This window comes from Bacillus sp. AFS059628, from assembly GCF_002571225.1.
In the GTDB taxonomy this organism is placed as follows: domain Bacteria; phylum Bacillota; class Bacilli; order Bacillales; family Bacillaceae_G; genus Bacillus_A.
Window position 1 is genome coordinate 1 of the sequence record NZ_NVEC01000036.1, and the last position, 16,558, is coordinate 16,558.

The window sequence follows — 16,558 nt, forward strand, 5'->3', positions numbered from 1 at the left end:
TATTATCAGTGTTTTTAACATTAACTTTGATCGTTGGCTATGCATTAAGTTAAATGTCATTCTTTGTGAATAAAACTAAATATTCCGTCAATAATATAGATAGGCGATAGCCTGAACCTATTTAATGAAGTCCCTAGCCTTTCTCCTAGTTCCCCCTTGGAGATGAGCAGTTAGCTTTTGCTAGCTGCTCTTTATTTGTACAAGGTACTCAATTAGCTTGGCACACATATACTATCCTGAATTCCTTTCTTTATGAATTGAAATAGTCATTACAAAATGAATCTCGTCACGAGAGCACTTTACTAAGTGCTCTTTTTTAGTTTGAAACTAAAACAAAATGAAATTTTTACCATAAAGGTAATTATTAAATATTTTATGCCCATACATTATAATGGAATAGTTATTGTATATTGGCATTAAGAGGAGCCACCTGATTAAGAGCTTCTCTTTTTTTATACAATAGCATTATTGTAATCTCCCTTTATATATCTTCTGGATCTCCAATTCACTGAATCCCTCATACACCGTAAACACTTCTGGAAACTGACTCAAGCACATGTCGATGATCATGTCGTCAGTTGTTCTAACGAAGAAGTATTTGACCTCACCCATGTAATCGTTGTGTAGGTAATAACTCCCAATCTCGTAATGATAGCCATTAGCTTCCAAGACTTCATACAGCTTACTCTTTGTTTCATCTATATCAAATATTGATAACTGCCCTTCGATCTCAACCTGTTCAATCATTTCTCCATTCCCCTTTCAAATAAAATGGCATTTTGTTAGTTCTACTACACCAACCATGTATAGACAACTATATATTAAGGTGTTAAAATATTATTATGATTCTTATATAGAGTCGTATACGACCTTTTCTTTATTCATGGGGCTCTTACATAGTAGTAAGGGCCATTTTTTATATAAATAGTTTGTTTATATATCAATTTGAATATATAGTTGTAAAAATTATTAGTTGAGTGTTAAAATTCCCTATATGCTCCTTAGGGAGTTCTTATGTAATTAACAAGAGTCTAATATTCTCGATTCTTAGCCCCTTGGAGCGCCCTCCAAGGGGCTGCAACAATTAAAATAACTTTTTTGTTCACTTTTTTGATACATTTATGAAACATTCATGTGTTATCTTCAATACGTTCTATTCTATTTATTATGTCGTGTGAGATATACCAAGTCTTGAAACCCTAGACCCCCTAACCCTAGGGTGATTTTATGTAATTACTAGTTTTCATCAACCCGATAACTTAGTAATTACATCCACAGGCTCAACTCTCTCCCTTTTGAGAATTGAGCCTTTTTTTTAATCCCCGTTGATCCGAAGCCACAGCTTCCTCTTTTGCTCTCAGACAGCTCGTCCACCTCAACGAAATTAGCTGTTTCCACTGGCGCTATGACACCTTGAGCAATACGAGTACCCTTTTCAATTACACTAGCTTGCATGTTTACTGCTTTAGGTATTTCGATGTTATCGACTAGTACTCCAACTTCTCCACGGTATCCACTATCCACCGTTCCAAGTACCACTCGTAACTTTGTATTACGCGTCATACCGCTACGCGGTCTCACCTGAATCTCATATCCTGACGGAATCTCAAAAGCCAATCCGGTGTGTACAATCTTTGTTTCACCCGGCCATATAATCGTGTCCTCTGCTGCTACAAGATCAAAACCACTATCCCCTGGCCTTGCGTATTTCGGTAATTCCACATCTTTCAATCTTTTAATTTTCACTCTTAAATTCATTTTCTCGACCCCTTATAAATAACCTTTCAATTCCTCTTTCCGATTCTTCAGCCCTTCCAAAGAACGCTTTGTTTTCCGCTTCTCGCTATCCAATCCAACCAAGTGATATTCCATCTTACGAATCTCACTTTCAATTACTTCGAGTTCACTTTGCACCTGCACCACGATTTCTTTTTTCATTACTTACCTCCCTTTGATTCGCTAATTAACTTAGTGATTTCGAATACACCATTCTCCATTGGTTGCATTACTTATCATCTCCTTTCAATAACTGTCTTAGTTCCTCGCATGACCCTTCATATAAATCACGGCCATCCGGTAATTTAAATACATGCCTATCAATCAACCGTTCTATTAACTTGTCTTGCTCACTCATGTTGCCTCCTAGCTAATTTGTATCTTCTTATACTTACGTGTTGGTTTTGTAGCAGCTTCGTATGGATCCATCTTCCTTTTAACTCTCTGGTAAAAGGTCTTATTGCTAATCCCATTCGATTCCGCTAAAGGAATGTACTTTTCGAATCCTTTTGCCGTGGTAGCTGCTTCGTATGGCGTCATGCCGTTACGTTTTCGTCTATAAAAGGTGGATTCACTAACCCCATTTTTCTCAGCTAATTTCAGTAATTTTTTATTCTTTTCATTTCCTTCCCAGCTCGTACCGACTGGTGTCGTTATAGCGCGTTCTAAACTCCAATCCAGCTCTTTCATTCGTTGGTCTACATACTTCTTATTAACACCAATTTCAGCAGCCTTTGCATAATCCTTTAATGTTGGCTTCTCCATTTGCTCCCTCCTAATCCAGTGACATAATTTCGTCTCGTGTACGATTAGAAATAGTTATCCTAATCTTCTGAACACCTTTACCATGTTCTTTCACCGTCATGCTCCATGCTTCGCCTTTCGTTTCAACATCGAACCAGTCTATTTTTTGTCGTTCATCCTGATCATAAAAGTGAACTTCATACGTTATGACGTTATGCTGTAAGAACCTATCAGCCGTGCTTGTTGCCGTATAATTAAAACTGCCTACTACATCCTCCAGTGTTAGTTGTTTCATGCCCCTAACCCCATTGGACGAGATTTGATTTTATTCTTATCAGCCTGATCTATAATCAATGCAGCGATTTCTAATTGGTGTCTTCCTAACTCTTTTGCGATTTCAAGGATTCCTTTGTTTTCCTTCCACATTTCTTGTAATCGAATTACTTCGCTTTCATCAAACACCAGGTCCAATTCTTCTAGAGCAATATATAAGTTACGACGCGATTTCTTCATGTACTTCCCCTGTTGCAATGCCATTGTGTAATTTTCCTTCTCCAAACCCGTTCCAAGTCTTGGCATCCCATTTCCCCTCCAGTTGTAATTGGTGAATTTCTCTTAGTTCCGCCATAACAGCATGACGCTTTCTATCTACCTCTTCAGGCGTTTGATTCGCCGCTTCGCAAATACATGACGCGAATTGATACATACCCGTTCCAATGTTGTTCTGAATTACTCCCGTTCCGTTACATGCACACATCTTAATTCCCCCTTTTAAAATGGCAATGCCTTTCTTCTGTAATCCTTTGTATCTTTGAAAACCAGCGCTTTAAAATTATTGAAAATACGCGATACAATCCGTTCATCATATGCGCCCTCTAGACGTTCCCCTGTGAGGTTTGTTGTGAAAATAGTAGATTTACCTTGCCTTCCATCGAAAACATCGAATAACACCCTATTAATGAAGTTTGTCGCTTTTGTATTCGCATCTAATGCCCCTAACTCTGCTCCTAAATCATCGACTATTAATACTTCTGCTCTTACTAAACTCCTTATAATTGCATCTTCAGTTAATGTGGAATCTTTACTGAAAGTACTTTTAATCTTCCGTAGTAATTCGCCAACTGTGACAAAGACAACTGACTTTCCTGCTCCTGCGAGTTGATCCGCTATAGCGTAAGCAAGATGTGTTTTCCCTGCTCCACAATTCCCGGCCATAATCGTGTTAAACACTTTCCCATTGAGATAATCCGTTACGATGACCTTGGCGAGTTCAAGGTTCTTTGCTCCTTCATCGCTAGTAGGTTTGTAATTATCAAAATTAGCTTTCTTGATGTTGCTATCAGCAATCATGCTCTGTTGGTGGAACATGAATTTCTTCTCATTCGCTTTATCTGCATCGTATTTTGCTTGCTCTTGCTGCTGAAGCTTCTTACTTTCGTTTTCTAGGAAGCATCGAGGGCAAACAACTTGTCCACCAAACTTCATCTTATTCATGCCGTGTGTATCACACACATCAGAATCCATAGTCATATTCACCTTTTTGGCTATATCGGTTGGTATTGCTGCCGCTGCTCTCTGCATTGTTTTTCGCTCCCTTTTTAGAATTCATTTGAATAGTTAGTTGATCGAATTTCTCACGTAGCTTTTTAGGAGATAAGATATTACCTTGCCAGAATGAATCCGCTTGGCACCAATCAATAACATCTTTAATCTCTTGTAATTCACGATTATCCTTTTCACGCATTAACCTAAAGTCATTAGCCCAAGAATCAAAGTTAGGCTCTTTTTGTTTAGGGTTATTACCCTTAATTTTTTCAAAAAGATACTTAGCCCCGTTAGTGTCGCAAGTTTCAAACTTGTGACGAGAAGGTTTTTCTTTTGTAGTAATCTTTGTTGTAGTCTCTGTAGTAATCTCTGTTAAAGAATTAACTCTTTCGGTAAGTTCCATTTCACCCAAAGGGGGATTTGGATTTTCCCCAAAGGTCAAAATGGATTTTACCCTTTGGGTAACTTCGGAAATATTCAACTTAATATGATTAGTAGGGGCACCATTGAATTTGAATTTTTGAACTTCCACTAGTCCTTTACTTATGAGGATTTTAATAGCCCTGTCATATTGCTTGGGTGTGATGCGAATTTCTTCTTTCCAATCCTCACGGCTTTTAGCTAACCAAAACTCTCCGTTCTTCTTAACTCGCAATTTACTTTTCCCCTGTTCGTTAGGTATGTACCAATAAACGATTTGACCTAACAAAATTCCAGCAATTAAATCTTCAGTTATATCAACATAAGCGAGTCGCACCATATATCCGCTTCTTGCAAATGTTTCTAGTTGAAATATGTTGCTACTCATTTAGTTCACCTTCTTCATCCAACATTCATAACTCACTAGATCTTCCATTCCTGTAAACCTAACCTTATCTTTACCTCTGAATTTACCTTCATGATAAAACGTTTTTTCCGCTCTATATACTCGCTTAATTGGTGTTACGTAGTCATAACCCCTTGCTTCTAAATCACGAACTGCCGTTAACATTTCCTTCATTGATCCACGTCTTACTGGAACTTGAAACATCACGCATTCTCCCTTTCGCATACCGCTATATCGCCTTGAATTTTGATGATTTTATACCCTGGGTAGCGATCGGGAGTAATGTACTTAATCGCCTTTGCTTTTACTTCTTTTTCATTTCGTGCGTCCTTCCTCACCCACGCCGGAAGGACGACTTTCGATTGATTTTTATCTAACATAGGTTTTTTCACTCCTTAGTTTATTTGCTCTACCGCTTCAATCTTTTCTTTAGCCTCAGCGATTTCTTTTTCAGCTTGTTTAACCCAATTCGTTAATTTTTTTAGTACATCTTCAGCTTGCTTTAACGTTAATTCAGCTAATTCTTTGATGCTTAGATGTCCTTTAATCGTGTCTTCGTCTACTTTCCGAAGATTAGCTAGTTTTTTAATGTTTAATTTAATCACACCGACTTGTTGAGCGGTTATCATTTCTTCTTGTACTTCCGGTAGGTCTTCGCCCGCATAGATGTATAATCCCAAGCCGTGAAGCGCTATTGCCTTTACTAAGCAACGTTGAATACTTGTGTTAATATCAAAGCTATTTGGCTCAGCAATTGGCTTGTTTTGATTGTTAAGTATTGGGTGAATCTGGCTTAATGGTAATCCCTGTACAGTTACTTCAACCTCTACAAAATAACCACAATCCGTTTTAAGGAAAGGTGCCCCATTGAATCGCTTTACTTCCCATGTTGCTGTTGGATCTACCTCACGAAGTTTTTTAACTGCCCAAGCCCATGATAAGTAATTAAAGCGGCCTTTCTTTTCGACATGTTCCGAACAATCTATTTGCGCCAATTTAGAAAAGTAATTTTCAGTTGTCATAAGAATCTCCCTCTCTTTTAAAATGGTGCTACTTCTGTTTGTTTACTAGCTTCATACACTTCAGTAAGTACCTGTAACCCGTATTCATAAGCCACAACCACTGATACAGCATTAGGCTCTTTACTTTTCTTATATCGTTCAACTAAACTCTTCATAATTTGAATTTCAGCTTCAATCTTGTTTTGTAGGCACATATCATTCACCTGCTACTTTCTCTGTAGAATAAGACTTTACATTACCTTTATTTGAAATCTCATAATGACCTTCGTAACCAGTAATCGGTTTCCATTGTTCTTTCATTCTCCAGCCACCATCTTTCTTGCGTGTCTTTCTAAAAATCCTGAGGAGCACTCCTCACAAATGAGTGATCCTTCGAATTTGTAATAAGTCATCCCAAAGTACAGCTCACCATCACAGTCTTCGCAGTAATCCATGAAGTCTCTAGCTGATGAATCGTGATAATTCCCATAAGTAATTGGATTTTCAATCATTTCCATATTCCTCCTTATTTACTAATAGAAACAAAATATGTTATAATGTAGGTAAGGATATTTATTTTGTTTCTCTAAAACCGTCCTATTGGTGGGGGCGGTTTTTTATTTCTCAACTGAATAAACAGAATTTTCAATTTTCTATCTGTCATTTCCATTGAGTTATTGATAAAATAAAATCAACCTGTTGAAACACCCTTATTGGATACCTGTGCCTCCCCGTACAGGTATTTTTAATGCTAGTTTTTAACTAGCAGATGCATTGTTCTCACCCTTTCTGATGCTTCGCGCATAGGGATATCCAGGAACCTTTCAATAAGGTGGGAGCTATCATTAGATTCCCGAATATTTCGACAAGAAAAGGCTTGTCCATGTTCATAAATTCGTAAAATCTTTATATTAAGTTTTAATAAAATTCATGTTAAACTAATTACATTCCAAGAAGTTCTTGTGGAATCGACATTTAGATTTAAATCCCTTAACACTGCCCTGCATCCTCTGTAGGGTTTTTCTTATTTAGCTAGAGTTATAAACTCCTTATGCATTTCCTCAACCTTATCTGCGCTGTTATGTATCCCTTTAGCTCTTAAATCTTTTATGATCCACAAGAGTTTCTTTTGTTCGTATTCATCTCGCTGTTGTTTATCCATTACTTTTCACCCTTCATAAACCTTTTATCTATACGTTCCATCACATAAGCGAATCCGCCTAACGCTGCGAAAAATACAGCAACCATACATAAAGAAAACATGCTTTCTTCTTGCATCTACACCGCCTCCTGTTTCTGTTCTTTCTTCAATCGATCTATGATGTAGGCTTGTCCTTTTGGTGTTACGTATGTTGTTGTCCATGTGAATGGTTCTCCGCTTGGCTTCTGTTTAACACCTTGTGCGATTTCAAAATATCCTTTTTCAACTGCTGATTGAGTTGGTTCAGTAGAACGTTTGAACATTAAATTCCATTCTCTAAGTTTTGCGAATAACTGACGTTGCCCAATTTTGATATTGTGTTTAGCTGCCAATTTAGCAACTTCACTTACTTTCAGAGATTCATTTGATTGCATACACGCTTCAGCGAATATTACTAGCGGTTGTTGCTGTACGATTTGTTGTTGCGCTACTGTAAGTTTTTCTCTCTCTTCTTTTAATTTAATGAGAAGACCAATCATGAAGTCCGGATCAGTTACCGCTTTTTCTAACGCTTGTTCTGTCATGTACGCTCCATGTTTACGGATTGTTGGGAGAACCTCTTCGAATACCCATTTTTCAAATTGTTCCGCTTGTGAAAGTTTTGATTTAACGATTAAGCGATATAAATTGGATTCATTAATGAACTTTTTTCTTTGTTTTCCACTATTAGTAGGGACTAACGTTTCGTTCATCCCTTCAGATTTACAATGATCTTTAATTGCTTTGTGTGGATTTGAATAACCTAACGCTTTAGCGACATCTATTGCCGGAAAGTATTCTTTTCCATCTTTAATAAGTATTCCTAAGTTTCCGAACATACTGTGTGAGAATTTTTTGAGTTCATCCATTTGGTTTACTCCCCTTCATTTTATAAACCCTAGGTTTACTTTAATTGTTAAAAAAAAGTTCTTTAGGATTTTCCTCAAGAGCTATTGCGATTTTTAGCGCCAAATCTATTTTTAATGTTCTTTTGTTGTTTTCGATATACCAGTAGTGCATTTTAGTGATTCCGACTTTATTGGCAACGTCTTGGCAAGACATTCCTTTTTCTAGTCGTTTTTGTTTTAACTGATGCAAGTTATTTCCTCCCTTCGTTGCCTGTAATTTCATTATAAGTAAACCTAAGGTTTATTTCAAGTAATTTTTCAAAAAAACTATACTGATTTTCAACTTGTGGTAAACACTATGTTTACTTTATACTTTATTTATCGCAAACACTTTATAAAAGGGGGCGCTAATATTGATTGGGGAAAAGATTAAAGAACTTAGGAAAAATAATAAGATAACGCAAGAGCAACTTGGTAATGCTATTGGTGTATCTAAAATGGCTATTTCTTATTTTGAAAAGGGAAAAAAGTCACCTGGGCGAGAATCATTAGAAAAAATTGCTGATTATTTCAATGTAACTACAGATTATTTGTTAGGAAGATCGGAAGATCCTGAATTGAGCGAAGAAGAAAACAAGATTGTTACTGAAGAAGGTAAGAACATAATGGCTTTAATTGAAAGTCTTCCAGAAGATGAGAGAAAGAAAGCCTGGGAACAATTAGAGATGTATGTTACTTATATGCAAAATAAAAAGAATGGCTAATCAAAGAAGACTACTTTACATGACAGTCTTCTTTTTTATGTATTTGGCTTTTCTTATAAGATTCATCTAGACATATTTTTAAAATATCTTCTGCTTTAATCGGATTACCATGTTTTAGCCCCAATTTTACTGCTTCCCTAACTAATTGCTCTTTTTTCATATCTACTTCCCCCTATATCCTCTAGAAATATATAGACGTTCTTAAAATGTTGAATTTTTGTTGTTTGGGTCAAAATGTTGCCATTTCCTTTAGAGCAGAAATGACACTATCAATTGGATAGTGTCATTTTTTATATTTACATAAATCAATATCCGTCCGGATCAATCATGTATAGAGTTGTTCTTTATTATATAATTACTTCCTTTTTAAAGATTTCTCGTTCAATAAATTCGAAGAATCCTGGTGGCTCTTCATCTAACATTTTATAGGCTTTTTCAACGATTACCATCTTTAATTCTTGCATTAAATCTTCTCTTTCTTTAAAAATAGTTTGTTGAACATGTTTCAATATTTTTAACTCTAATTGATCAATAATAGCTTGTACCTCTGCTTGCTTTTGAATGTTTTCTACGGACATAAACATCTCTCTCCTTTATATTTAATTATCCTTTAGAAGTACGTCCTCATCTTATAACTGATATATTGTAATGATTTTTCATTACAGCGAATTCTTTAGCTGTTTTAATGTTTTTTTGACCCAGTAACCTACGTTTTGCTCTGTTTCTCCCAATATTTCAGCAATCTGCCTATTTGTAAGCATCTTTTCATAACGGTAGTAGAGAATCATTCGTTGCTTATCCGTCAATGCGCGCATCGCTTTATCCAATTTCTCGTTTTCTACAGGAATAACATTTCCTTTCCCCACTCCTTCAACAACAACTGCCTCAGGTCTTTTTCCTTCGCAATCTTGTAAACTCCCAATTGTTTCAATCGCAGAAAAATCTCCTTCTAAAGCATTCTTATCAAAAATTAGCATTTGTTTTTTATTTCTATTTCTCTGTCTCTTATCGAAATCAATAGCACGGCCACGAATTAAAACAGAGCAATACCTCAGGACACGATTTATTCTATAAAATTCTTTTGATGTTTGATTAAGTAAATTGATGTTTTTTTGAGAAGGGTTTTTAAAAGCTTCTTTCATTATTTCTTCATGCTTTTTATCTTTTAAAAACTCTTGAATAATGGGGTTTTCTAATATTAAGGGTAGTTTCTTTCTTATTTCTTGTATGTACTCTAATTGCTTTTTCTCTTCGTCGTGATGATAGTTATTATCGGAATTTGAGTGAGTATGTTTCCCCATAAAAAAACCTCCTTTTTTCCATAAATTATATAAATATAAGAAAAAAATAAAAATAAATAAGAACAAGTGTTCTAATTATCTCCCAAATTAGTGCGAAAATCTAGTACTTTTTACAAAATAAAACAATGTTTATTTTGTAAATTCTTTTTAGTTTTTTGATACTTCTTTCTCTAATAAAAGTGAGGAGGTGTCTATATGAAAAGTACACAAGCTGATACTAAAATAAACGATGGAATAGACTTCATAAATGCTAAAAGGTATTGGGAAATTGGTCATTATGGGCAAGATACAGTTATTGCTGTAATTGACACAGGTTGTGACATTAACCATGAAGAGTTAAAAGACAACATTATCGGCACATTCAATTTTACAGATGATGATAACGGTAAAATTAACATAGCGACGGACTATACAGGACACGGTACGCATGTATCTGGAATTATAGCGGCTACTAACAAAAAACATTCTATCGGTATAGCTCCAAAAGCAAAGCTTTTAATTATTAAAGCCATTGGAAATACAAGTATTTCAACTCATAAACACTTAATTAAAGCTATTCGCTTTGCAACTGCTTGGAGAGGCAAAAATGGTGAAAGAGTAGATATAATGAATCTCTCTTTAGGCACAAAAAGTGATGTTCCAGAGTTAAGGAAGGCAGTTGACGAGGCATTACAAGAAAATATATTTGTGGTAGTTGCTGCAGGGAACTACGGAGATGGATCAGAACTAACCGATGAAATTCTTTATCCTGGATACTACGAGGAAGTTATTCAAGTTGGTGCTGTTGGAAAGAACCTTGTTCCCACACACATGAGCAATACAAACCAGAATATTGATTTTTTAAGTCTTGGAGAGTCCGTTTACTCAACCTACCCTCAAAATAACTATATAAGGCTCACAGGTACATCAGTTGCAACACCACACATCACAGGAGCAATCTCTTTAATCCTGTCCTATTTCAAAGCAAAGCATTTGTCATTTTCCCAAAACATTATTTATCAATATCTTCTTTCACACTCTTTTTTATTAAAAGGTTACACCAATAAAACCCAAGGAAATGGAGTTCTGAAACTATAAGGAGGTGCTAAGCTATGACCCCATTTGAAATGTTTAGCGCATCAATAGGCAATTTTGGATTTCCTATCGTGATTTCTATTTATCTTTTAATTAGGTTCGAAAAAAGGATTGAGGTATTAACGATTGCAATTAACGAATTAAAGCAAGTCGCAGAAAAAGACAAATAAAAAAGCATCAGTCATTTTGACTGGTGCTTTTAGATAATTAAACTCCAAAGAATAAAATTGCAACTACATTATAAGCAATTGGTACTAAGAACATTACAATATTAAGAATAATTCCCCATAAAGACCATGTATCTTTGTTCATTCGATAACCTACAAACCCTATTATTGCACCAATTGGAGCAATAATAAAAGGCATAATAATAGGCAATCCCTGTATTTTTTCTAACGGTACTAATCCAGTTAAGAAATTTATTACAAGTGCTGCTAAAATTACTGCAATAGCTATTGAAATTCCACCTAAAATACTGCTTTTTCCTTGTTTTTTTAATTCTACGTTGCTATTTGTCATTTTTAATTCCTCCACTTCATTATTCAAAGAACAGAAAATATAATTTCATACTGTAATAAATTACAATATTTAAGAAGACGATCAATGCTAGCGCATATACTGGATTAAACATCTCGATTCCAAACGTACCATAAAAGAAGAACAATAATGCCAAGAGGCCCATATTCGACCAACAAGTTATATAGCCTACTTTATACTTAATCATTTGATCCCTTTCGTCTTCTTCCTCTTCCTTTAACCACTTTTTACCCTTTTTGATTTGTATTGCATTAACTATTGTTAATACGATCCAAAAAATTGTGATTAATGGTAAGAACCACGATAATATTCCCGGCTCTCCAGCCTCCATTTTCCATATATTAAAAGTGGCTTCCATCAATAAAATACTAATTACTATTTTAATTAAAAAATTGTAAAGGTAATTCAATCCTTCTTCACCTCTGTAAATATGTCCTCAACTGCGCAATTAAAGGTTTTAGCTATTCTCATGGCTAAACCAACACTAGGCTCATACTTTTCTCTTTCAAGAGAAGCTATCGTTATTCTTTTTGTACCTACCCTTTCAGCTAACTCTGTTTGAGTTAAACCAGCAATTTCCCTATGTTCTTTTACCTTATTTGTGGTATAAATTTTCATTTCATTCAGTACCCCTCATTCCAATTAGAATAGCTGAATGTATAGTATTCTATACTTTCTGTGTATAGAATACTATACATTAGTTAGATATGTAAAGGGAATAATTGAAAATTACCATAAAAAAAGGCAAACCCTTAATAGGTTCACCTTTTTATCTTTCTTATTTAAATGGGTTACAAGGTTGTTTACGGAACCAAAGGCTAATTGTAATCGCCCACTCAGAACCTGCCTTTACATGTGGAGCTAAGCAATTCTGAAGGTTTTTATCACAAGAGCAAGCAAAATATCCGCGTGAACTGTAGCAACCATCATGTGTTTTACAACAAGCATCTACTTTAGAAATTGGAGCTTTTGGACCTGAACATCCTGGGCCACACCAGTTTCCATAGATACACGGTAACTGACTAACAACTTCTTCGCGCTCGGTATCTGTTTCTGGTAGTTCGCGATTTTCTAAACCTTTAAGTTCTTCTAAAAATTCATCGTCAATTTCTGTTTCAAGCGTTTTGATTACTTCGTCTTCGATAATATCATAGCCTTTAAGAACTTTTTTACCTTCTTTTTCAACAATAACACTACCTGAAACCAATTCTTCATTATCAAGTTTTGTATAAATCACTTTAATTGTATCTTCCATGTTACCTAAAATAACTACTTGAATCGAGACATCACCTTGTTCAAATTTAAATCCTTTACGATTATTAAGATCATAAGCACCAACGAATTGAGTCATTTTTTGAACCATTTGCTTTGCAGCAATCGTATTAATTTGAGCATTATCCAATAAAGTTTCTTGCTCTTCTATTGATAAAGTTTGTAATTGTGCCATTAACAAACCACTCCTTAATATTATTTTGGAGGCAGTACCTGGATTCGAACCAGGAACAAGCGAAGCATGTGTCTTTCAAAAGACTTACTGCCCTAATATGGAGATGGCAGCCGGATTCGAACCGGCGATAAAGGTTTTGCAGACCTTTGCCTTACCTCTTGGCTATGCCATCATATTAAGATTTCGTTACCTTACATTTGTAATAGAGAGGTGAGTCCCTAAAAACTAAAAAGAAATTTTAAATTTTTTATTTTTTGAATGGCAGCAGCTAAATTTGCATCAGCAATTAAAGTTTTGGGACATTTACCTTACCTCTTCCTATGCCATCATTTCAGTATTTCATTGCCTTACGTTTGTAATAGAGAAGTAAGTCCACAAAAACTAAAAAGAGTGTAAAAAAAGAAATTCGCACCTCATAGGTACGAATTTCTTTTTTTACTTTGAGAAACTGTAGGAACTCTATATTAAGTCAACTTCTTCATCACGTTCACCCAGACTTTCTTTATACCTTCATATTTAATAGGACCGTAGGTTATACGAAATTTAACACAGAAAAAAATTTATATTTCTTTTTACTTTTTTAAATCTTATTTCTCTACTACTTACGAGAAGAAAAAAGCGGAGGTATTGATTATGAAGAAAAATTATGGAGTTACTGTCTTTACTATGCCCCACTGTCCGGCTTGTATTAATTTAAAGAAATGGCTTACTAAAGAGAATATTACCTTTACTGAAAAAGATATCATTAAAGATTTACAGGCTCAAAAAGAATTTGAAGACCAAGGCTTAAAATATACCCCAACCATTTTTATTGAAAATGGCGAAGAAACTCATAAGTTTATTGGATCACCTATTAAAGAACTTGAAAAAATCTTACTATTAGAATCTAGTTCACAATAAATGAGGTTACAATCATGGATATTATTGAAGAAAAAGTTAAGAAATATAATCAAGTTAAAATTGATTTAATGAAAATTGCTCAATGTATCGACTATTGCAATGAAGATGAAAGAGAAATTTATCAAGACATTGCTCTAAACTACTCAAAACACCTTAAATGCATACAGGAATCAATCGAGAAAATCTATGGTATAGATCTTTGTAATTGTTGCACTTTACCAAAAGGATAAGTAAAATTATCCCTATTCTATAGAGGCTAATTTTTCACATATTTTCACCATTCTTACCAATGAGGGCTGCGGCTCTCTTTTTTATTTTCATTCGACAAAATATGACAATATAGTTGTAACTGAATTTGTTATGATTTCTATAAATATTATATTTGGGGGATATAAGGATGAAGGAATTTAAAGCTTATAACGGCGTTTTAATCATTGATAATGAGAAAATTACAATTAAACCTTCAAAAGTATTAGGTATGACTAAAAGGGTTATGGAAATTTATTACGAGGATATTAAAAAGATAGAGTTTGAAAAACCGAAATTACTTACTAATGGTTATCTTCGTTTCGATTTGATTAGTAGATCTGGCGCAAAAAGAACTAAATTGGAAGTGACAAGAGAAGAAAACGCTATATTTTTCACGAAGAAACAAATGAAAGATATAGAAGCAGCTAAGAAACTAATTGAAAGTCATTTATAATAAAAGGGGATTTTATTTATGGAAGCTACAGCACAAAAGAAAAAGATCATAGAATATGTCGGTTGGGGATTAGGAATAATTATTGGTTCCGTTCTTCTTTTCTTTGCACTATTATGGTTTATTAACGGTCAATCACCTGCCACAGTGTTTAAAACGGTCACAGTTGATGAAATAATAGCTGAATTCAATAAAGAAGGTTTAGATGCTAAAGACCCTACAGAATTACCTCAAAAAGAATTTGGTAACACTCGTGAGGAAGGTAAGAGGTTTCTTGTACCACATCTAGGTAAAGACCAAGGTGGACGCATTTATAAGTTTAAAAATAAAGAAGATCTTGAAAAAGCAAAGAAATACTATGATGAGCTAGGAAACAACGCTCCGATACTTTTCTCACATACATACGCTAAAGGGAAATATCTTTTACAGATGAATGGACAAATGAAAGATGATGAGTTTTATAACTATAAAATTATTATGGATAATCTAGTGAAGTAGGCAGCGGCACTCTAAGGAGTGCTTTTATCATTTTAACTTTGGAGGTCATTATGACAAATACAGAATTACACTTGAAACGTGAAACATCAGGACTTCATACACCTGCTGTAACTGAAATAAAGAACTTAGCTAAGTATATAGATTTATTCTCTAGTGGGGAATTTACAAATTATTTATTTAGGGGAGAGCCAACCAATTATGACGAAACCTTTTCTTCTGGGCTAAGAGGTGTAACACACCCTGGTCATGCACCAAAACAAGGGGTTAAAGGTGAGAAGACCTTTCTTAATATGAAAAAAGATTTTAAAAAAGAAGTTTGGCACAAATTAACACCTGATGAACGTACCCATTTTTCTGCCTTTTCTCAACATCATGGGATTCCAACAAACCTCATTGATGTAACTACATCACCATTAGTAGCACTATATTTCGCATGTCAAGATTATAAAAATCCGAAAGATGCAAAGACAGATCCGCTCGATGAAGAAAGAGGATTTGTGTATTTATTTAAAGATCAATTTGTAGACATTACAAATATTTTAACCGAATTTGAAGACGAAAATATACTAGAAATTTTTGCGACTTTTGAAAATGACATGTTCTTATATATGTATAATTTATTTTACAAATTCAATAGAGAACACCCTAAACAATTTTATCGATACTTCAAAAAACTGTATATTGATTTCCATGCATTCTTAAAGTCCCCCCCTTTATCTATTCCTTTAATAGATGTAAATAAGTTCCCTCCTTACGAAGAAGGTAGGTATGAACTTAAATTCTTTGAAAATTGGACAGACTTACTAGAATTTGATACGCAATTATTAAATTTCGATAAAAAGATAAAAAATCTTTCTTATCCGGTATTTATCTACACAGCATATCTGCAAATGATATTAGCAAATATGCATTATAATCCAGAGGCAGTAGACAAGAGCGCATGTCTAAATCTATTTCCTAACTTTAAATACGCTCCAATATTGACTTTTGAACGAGGACGTAACCAACAGGGATTATTTATATATCAAAATTATCTTCAGAGTGGTGAATTTATAAAGGACCCTTATATTGAAGGTATACAAAGGATTGTGCCCGATAAAGTAGTTGTCATTAACAACAAAGAAAAAATTCTTGAAGAACTTGATTTTATGGGGATTAACGAAAAATTCATCTATGGAGATTATGACCATATTGCTTCTTACATAAGAAACAAACGTCGGTAAAATATAGATTTTGTTCACATTCACGATACATTTATTAAACATTCCTATGTTACGTTATATAAGTCCTTTTTTAGATCATTTTCATTCTGTCAAAAAGTCCCAGTCCCCTCTAGGGCTTTTTACGTTTAAATAAAGAGGTAACGTATTTCTCAATAACTTACATTACTTAACATGGTAAAATAATATTTGGATCA

The 16,558-nt window shown here is 34.5% G+C and carries 34 protein-coding genes and 1 tRNA gene; 8 read left to right on the forward strand and 27 right to left on the reverse strand.

The window, feature by feature from the left end:
- Window positions 1-465 precede the first annotated feature (465 nt).
- The 19 genes from COL05_RS12695 to COL05_RS12765 form a co-directional block, all read right to left on the reverse strand.
- Window positions 466-747, reverse strand: coding sequence for a hypothetical protein (locus COL05_RS12695; protein ID WP_098668861.1), 282 nt, complete (start codon window positions 745-747; stop codon window positions 466-468).
- A gap of 519 nt (window positions 748-1,266) precedes the next feature.
- Window positions 1,267-1,758, reverse strand: coding sequence for a dUTP diphosphatase (dut, locus tag COL05_RS12700; RefSeq protein ID WP_098668862.1), 492 nt, complete (start codon window positions 1,756-1,758; stop codon window positions 1,267-1,269).
- A 12-nt stretch (window positions 1,759-1,770) separates the two neighbouring features.
- Entirely contained in the window at window positions 1,771-1,938 is a 168-nt protein-coding gene (locus tag COL05_RS31305) for a hypothetical protein (RefSeq protein WP_180233447.1), read from the reverse strand.
- Between the two features lie 67 nt (window positions 1,939-2,005).
- Window positions 2,006-2,134 carry a Fur-regulated basic protein FbpA gene (locus tag COL05_RS12705; RefSeq protein ID WP_087955511.1) on the reverse strand — a complete coding sequence of 43 codons (129 nt, stop codon included), beginning with the start codon at window positions 2,132-2,134 and terminating at the stop codon, window positions 2,006-2,008.
- Window positions 2,135-2,142: 8 nt separating this feature from the next.
- A complete protein-coding gene (locus COL05_RS12710; RefSeq protein WP_098668863.1) occupies window positions 2,143-2,541 on the reverse strand; it encodes a hypothetical protein in 399 nt (132 codons plus the stop codon).
- Window positions 2,542-2,551: 10 nt separating this feature from the next.
- Complete coding sequence (locus tag COL05_RS12715) at window positions 2,552-2,815, reverse strand: hypothetical protein (protein ID WP_098668864.1); 264 nt, start codon at window positions 2,813-2,815, stop codon at window positions 2,552-2,554.
- On the reverse strand, window positions 2,812-3,057 hold the full coding sequence (locus COL05_RS12720; protein ID WP_142337470.1) for a helix-turn-helix domain containing protein: 246 nt from the start codon (window positions 3,055-3,057) through the stop codon (window positions 2,812-2,814). Before COL05_RS12720 ends, COL05_RS12715 begins: the two co-directional genes overlap by 4 nt.
- Window positions 3,014-3,277, reverse strand: coding sequence for a hypothetical protein (locus COL05_RS12725; protein WP_098668866.1), 264 nt, complete (start codon window positions 3,275-3,277; stop codon window positions 3,014-3,016). Before COL05_RS12725 ends, COL05_RS12720 begins: the two co-directional genes overlap by 44 nt.
- A gap of 14 nt (window positions 3,278-3,291) precedes the next feature.
- Window positions 3,292-4,050, reverse strand: coding sequence for an ATP-binding protein (locus tag COL05_RS12730; protein WP_098668867.1), 759 nt, complete (start codon window positions 4,048-4,050; stop codon window positions 3,292-3,294).
- Window positions 4,034-4,873, reverse strand: coding sequence for a replication protein (locus COL05_RS12735; RefSeq protein ID WP_098668868.1), 840 nt, complete (start codon window positions 4,871-4,873; stop codon window positions 4,034-4,036). The genes COL05_RS12730 and COL05_RS12735 overlap by 17 nt, the downstream gene beginning before the upstream one ends.
- A complete protein-coding gene (locus COL05_RS12740) occupies window positions 4,874-5,095 on the reverse strand; it encodes a hypothetical protein (RefSeq protein ID WP_087955518.1) in 222 nt (73 codons plus the stop codon).
- Entirely contained in the window at window positions 5,095-5,283 is a 189-nt protein-coding gene (locus COL05_RS31310; protein WP_180233446.1) for a hypothetical protein, read from the reverse strand. Before COL05_RS31310 ends, COL05_RS12740 begins: the two co-directional genes overlap by 1 nt.
- Before the next feature lie 3 nt (window positions 5,284-5,286).
- A complete protein-coding gene (locus COL05_RS12745) occupies window positions 5,287-5,913 on the reverse strand; it encodes a Sak single strand annealing protein (RefSeq protein ID WP_098668869.1) in 627 nt (208 codons plus the stop codon).
- Between the two features lie 17 nt (window positions 5,914-5,930).
- Window positions 5,931-6,107: a hypothetical protein gene (locus tag COL05_RS31315; protein ID WP_180233448.1), complete on the reverse strand. Its 177-nt coding sequence runs from the start codon at window positions 6,105-6,107 to the stop codon at window positions 5,931-5,933.
- A gap of 1 nt (window position 6,108) precedes the next feature.
- On the reverse strand, window positions 6,109-6,213 hold the full coding sequence (locus tag COL05_RS12750) for an NUMOD4 domain-containing protein (RefSeq protein WP_098668870.1): 105 nt from the start codon (window positions 6,211-6,213) through the stop codon (window positions 6,109-6,111).
- Window positions 6,210-6,404: a hypothetical protein gene (locus tag COL05_RS12755; RefSeq protein WP_098668871.1), complete on the reverse strand. Its 195-nt coding sequence runs from the start codon at window positions 6,402-6,404 to the stop codon at window positions 6,210-6,212. The genes COL05_RS12750 and COL05_RS12755 overlap by 4 nt, the downstream gene beginning before the upstream one ends.
- 512 nt (window positions 6,405-6,916) lie before the next feature.
- The gene (locus COL05_RS31320; protein WP_001985777.1) at window positions 6,917-7,054 is read right to left on the reverse strand and encodes a hypothetical protein; all 138 of its coding nucleotides are present in this window, start codon (window positions 7,052-7,054) and stop codon (window positions 6,917-6,919) included.
- 116 nt (window positions 7,055-7,170) lie between these two features.
- Complete coding sequence (locus COL05_RS12760) at window positions 7,171-7,941, reverse strand: BRO family protein (protein WP_098668872.1); 771 nt, start codon at window positions 7,939-7,941, stop codon at window positions 7,171-7,173.
- A gap of 40 nt (window positions 7,942-7,981) precedes the next feature.
- Complete coding sequence (locus tag COL05_RS12765; RefSeq protein WP_006097390.1) at window positions 7,982-8,203, reverse strand: helix-turn-helix transcriptional regulator; 222 nt, start codon at window positions 8,201-8,203, stop codon at window positions 7,982-7,984.
- Window positions 8,204-8,333: 130 nt separating this feature from the next.
- Here COL05_RS12765 and COL05_RS12770 point away from each other — a divergent pair, with 130 nt between their 5' ends.
- Window positions 8,334-8,684 carry a helix-turn-helix domain-containing protein gene (locus tag COL05_RS12770; protein ID WP_063222591.1) on the forward strand — a complete coding sequence of 117 codons (351 nt, stop codon included), beginning with the start codon at window positions 8,334-8,336 and terminating at the stop codon, window positions 8,682-8,684.
- A gap of 10 nt (window positions 8,685-8,694) precedes the next feature.
- Here the strand turns inward: COL05_RS12770 and COL05_RS31325 are convergent, their stop codons facing one another.
- From COL05_RS31325 to COL05_RS12780, 3 genes are all read right to left on the reverse strand, one after another.
- Window positions 8,695-8,844 (reverse strand): hypothetical protein, encoded by a 150-nt coding sequence (locus COL05_RS31325; protein WP_180233449.1) that lies wholly within the window; start codon window positions 8,842-8,844, stop codon window positions 8,695-8,697.
- A gap of 187 nt (window positions 8,845-9,031) precedes the next feature.
- The gene (locus COL05_RS12775) at window positions 9,032-9,262 is read right to left on the reverse strand and encodes a hypothetical protein (protein ID WP_000110136.1); all 231 of its coding nucleotides are present in this window, start codon (window positions 9,260-9,262) and stop codon (window positions 9,032-9,034) included.
- 81 nt (window positions 9,263-9,343) lie between these two features.
- Window positions 9,344-9,985 (reverse strand): sigma-70 family RNA polymerase sigma factor, encoded by a 642-nt coding sequence (locus COL05_RS12780; RefSeq protein WP_098668873.1) that lies wholly within the window; start codon window positions 9,983-9,985, stop codon window positions 9,344-9,346.
- A 195-nt stretch (window positions 9,986-10,180) separates the two neighbouring features.
- On the opposite strand from COL05_RS12780, the gene COL05_RS12785 reads away from it, so the two are divergent.
- Window positions 10,181-11,062: a S8 family peptidase gene (locus COL05_RS12785; RefSeq protein ID WP_098668874.1), complete on the forward strand. Its 882-nt coding sequence runs from the start codon at window positions 10,181-10,183 to the stop codon at window positions 11,060-11,062.
- 14 nt (window positions 11,063-11,076) lie between these two features.
- Entirely contained in the window at window positions 11,077-11,229 is a 153-nt protein-coding gene (locus COL05_RS12790; RefSeq protein ID WP_000187390.1) for a YvrJ family protein, read from the forward strand.
- Window positions 11,230-11,266: 37 nt separating this feature from the next.
- Here the strand turns inward: COL05_RS12790 and COL05_RS12795 are convergent, their stop codons facing one another.
- The 5 genes from COL05_RS12795 to COL05_RS12815 all read right to left on the reverse strand — a co-directional run bounded on the left by COL05_RS12795 (window position 11,267) and on the right by COL05_RS12815 (window position 13,215).
- Window positions 11,267-11,578, reverse strand: coding sequence for a hypothetical protein (locus COL05_RS12795; RefSeq protein WP_098668875.1), 312 nt, complete (start codon window positions 11,576-11,578; stop codon window positions 11,267-11,269).
- 19 nt (window positions 11,579-11,597) lie between these two features.
- A complete protein-coding gene (locus COL05_RS12800; RefSeq protein ID WP_257152565.1) occupies window positions 11,598-11,954 on the reverse strand; it encodes a hypothetical protein in 357 nt (118 codons plus the stop codon).
- Window positions 11,955-12,001: 47 nt separating this feature from the next.
- On the reverse strand, window positions 12,002-12,214 hold the full coding sequence (locus tag COL05_RS12805) for a helix-turn-helix transcriptional regulator (RefSeq protein ID WP_000708736.1): 213 nt from the start codon (window positions 12,212-12,214) through the stop codon (window positions 12,002-12,004).
- A 160-nt stretch (window positions 12,215-12,374) separates the two neighbouring features.
- Complete coding sequence (locus tag COL05_RS12810) at window positions 12,375-13,043, reverse strand: phospholipase A2 family protein (RefSeq protein ID WP_087955529.1); 669 nt, start codon at window positions 13,041-13,043, stop codon at window positions 12,375-12,377.
- A 98-nt stretch (window positions 13,044-13,141) separates the two neighbouring features.
- Window positions 13,142-13,215 (reverse strand) — tRNA-Cys (locus COL05_RS12815).
- Between the two features lie 461 nt (window positions 13,216-13,676).
- Between COL05_RS12815 and COL05_RS12820 the strand changes: the two genes are divergently transcribed.
- The 5 genes from COL05_RS12820 to COL05_RS12840 all read left to right on the forward strand — a co-directional run bounded on the left by COL05_RS12820 (window position 13,677) and on the right by COL05_RS12840 (window position 16,364).
- A complete protein-coding gene (locus COL05_RS12820) occupies window positions 13,677-13,943 on the forward strand; it encodes a glutaredoxin family protein (protein ID WP_098668876.1) in 267 nt (88 codons plus the stop codon).
- A 14-nt stretch (window positions 13,944-13,957) separates the two neighbouring features.
- Entirely contained in the window at window positions 13,958-14,173 is a 216-nt protein-coding gene (locus COL05_RS12825; RefSeq protein WP_098668877.1) for a hypothetical protein, read from the forward strand.
- 167 nt (window positions 14,174-14,340) lie between these two features.
- Entirely contained in the window at window positions 14,341-14,646 is a 306-nt protein-coding gene (locus COL05_RS12830; protein WP_098668878.1) for a DUF4429 domain-containing protein, read from the forward strand.
- 18 nt (window positions 14,647-14,664) lie between these two features.
- The gene (locus tag COL05_RS12835) at window positions 14,665-15,141 is read left to right on the forward strand and encodes a stress protein (RefSeq protein ID WP_098668879.1); all 477 of its coding nucleotides are present in this window, start codon (window positions 14,665-14,667) and stop codon (window positions 15,139-15,141) included.
- Window positions 15,142-15,191: 50 nt separating this feature from the next.
- The gene (locus COL05_RS12840) at window positions 15,192-16,364 is read left to right on the forward strand and encodes an FRG domain-containing protein (protein WP_098668880.1); all 1,173 of its coding nucleotides are present in this window, start codon (window positions 15,192-15,194) and stop codon (window positions 16,362-16,364) included.
- Window positions 16,365-16,558: the final 194 nt, after the last annotated feature.

Excerpts from the sequence above, each read along its gene's own strand:
- COL05_RS12710 (WP_098668863.1), bottom strand. The coding sequence starts at position 2,541 with ATGGAGAAGCCAACATTAAAGGATTATGCAAAGGCTGCTGAAATTGGT.
- COL05_RS12750 (WP_098668870.1), bottom strand. The coding sequence starts at position 6,213 with ATGAAAGAACAATGGAAACCGATTACTGGTTACGAAGGTCATTATGAG.
- COL05_RS12705 (WP_087955511.1), bottom strand. The coding sequence starts at position 2,134 with ATGAGTGAGCAAGACAAGTTAATAGAACGGTTGATTGATAGGCATGTA.
- COL05_RS12825 (WP_098668877.1), top strand. The coding sequence starts at position 13,958 with ATGGATATTATTGAAGAAAAAGTTAAGAAATATAATCAAGTTAAAATT.
- COL05_RS12820 (WP_098668876.1), top strand. The coding sequence starts at position 13,677 with ATGAAGAAAAATTATGGAGTTACTGTCTTTACTATGCCCCACTGTCCG.
- COL05_RS12745 (WP_098668869.1), bottom strand. The coding sequence starts at position 5,913 with ATGACAACTGAAAATTACTTTTCTAAATTGGCGCAAATAGATTGTTCG.
- COL05_RS12800 (WP_257152565.1), bottom strand. The coding sequence starts at position 11,954 with ATGGAAGCCACTTTTAATATATGGAAAATGGAGGCTGGAGAGCCGGGA.
- COL05_RS12740 (WP_087955518.1), bottom strand. The coding sequence starts at position 5,095 with ATGTTTCAAGTTCCAGTAAGACGTGGATCAATGAAGGAAATGTTAACG.
- COL05_RS12765 (WP_006097390.1), bottom strand. The coding sequence starts at position 8,203 with ATGAAATTACAGGCAACGAAGGGAGGAAATAACTTGCATCAGTTAAAA.
- COL05_RS12805 (WP_000708736.1), bottom strand. The coding sequence starts at position 12,214 with ATGAAAATTTATACCACAAATAAGGTAAAAGAACATAGGGAAATTGCT.
- COL05_RS12775 (WP_000110136.1), bottom strand. The coding sequence starts at position 9,262 with ATGTCCGTAGAAAACATTCAAAAGCAAGCAGAGGTACAAGCTATTATT.
- COL05_RS12830 (WP_098668878.1), top strand. The coding sequence starts at position 14,341 with ATGAAGGAATTTAAAGCTTATAACGGCGTTTTAATCATTGATAATGAG.
- COL05_RS12790 (WP_000187390.1), top strand. The coding sequence starts at position 11,077 with ATGACCCCATTTGAAATGTTTAGCGCATCAATAGGCAATTTTGGATTT.
- COL05_RS12840 (WP_098668880.1), top strand. The coding sequence starts at position 15,192 with ATGACAAATACAGAATTACACTTGAAACGTGAAACATCAGGACTTCAT.
- COL05_RS12695 (WP_098668861.1), bottom strand. The coding sequence starts at position 747 with ATGATTGAACAGGTTGAGATCGAAGGGCAGTTATCAATATTTGATATA.
- COL05_RS12785 (WP_098668874.1), top strand. The coding sequence starts at position 10,181 with ATGAAAAGTACACAAGCTGATACTAAAATAAACGATGGAATAGACTTC.
- COL05_RS12795 (WP_098668875.1), bottom strand. The coding sequence starts at position 11,578 with ATGACAAATAGCAACGTAGAATTAAAAAAACAAGGAAAAAGCAGTATT.
- COL05_RS12835 (WP_098668879.1), top strand. The coding sequence starts at position 14,665 with ATGGAAGCTACAGCACAAAAGAAAAAGATCATAGAATATGTCGGTTGG.
- COL05_RS12760 (WP_098668872.1), bottom strand. The coding sequence starts at position 7,941 with ATGGATGAACTCAAAAAATTCTCACACAGTATGTTCGGAAACTTAGGA.
- COL05_RS12755 (WP_098668871.1), bottom strand. The coding sequence starts at position 6,404 with ATGATTGAAAATCCAATTACTTATGGGAATTATCACGATTCATCAGCT.
- COL05_RS12730 (WP_098668867.1), bottom strand. The coding sequence starts at position 4,050 with ATGACTATGGATTCTGATGTGTGTGATACACACGGCATGAATAAGATG.
- COL05_RS31315 (WP_180233448.1), bottom strand. The coding sequence starts at position 6,107 with ATGTGCCTACAAAACAAGATTGAAGCTGAAATTCAAATTATGAAGAGT.
- dut (WP_098668862.1), bottom strand. The coding sequence starts at position 1,758 with ATGAATTTAAGAGTGAAAATTAAAAGATTGAAAGATGTGGAATTACCG.
- COL05_RS31320 (WP_001985777.1), bottom strand. The coding sequence starts at position 7,054 with ATGGATAAACAACAGCGAGATGAATACGAACAAAAGAAACTCTTGTGG.
- COL05_RS12725 (WP_098668866.1), bottom strand. The coding sequence starts at position 3,277 with ATGTGTGCATGTAACGGAACGGGAGTAATTCAGAACAACATTGGAACG.
- COL05_RS12810 (WP_087955529.1), bottom strand. The coding sequence starts at position 13,043 with ATGGCACAATTACAAACTTTATCAATAGAAGAGCAAGAAACTTTATTG.
- COL05_RS12720 (WP_142337470.1), bottom strand. The coding sequence starts at position 3,057 with ATGGCATTGCAACAGGGGAAGTACATGAAGAAATCGCGTCGTAACTTA.
- COL05_RS31325 (WP_180233449.1), bottom strand. The coding sequence starts at position 8,844 with ATGAAAAAAGAGCAATTAGTTAGGGAAGCAGTAAAATTGGGGCTAAAA.
- COL05_RS12715 (WP_098668864.1), bottom strand. The coding sequence starts at position 2,815 with ATGAAACAACTAACACTGGAGGATGTAGTAGGCAGTTTTAATTATACG.
- COL05_RS31305 (WP_180233447.1), bottom strand. The coding sequence starts at position 1,938 with ATGAAAAAAGAAATCGTGGTGCAGGTGCAAAGTGAACTCGAAGTAATT.
- COL05_RS12735 (WP_098668868.1), bottom strand. The coding sequence starts at position 4,873 with ATGAGTAGCAACATATTTCAACTAGAAACATTTGCAAGAAGCGGATAT.
- COL05_RS12780 (WP_098668873.1), bottom strand. The coding sequence starts at position 9,985 with ATGGGGAAACATACTCACTCAAATTCCGATAATAACTATCATCACGAC.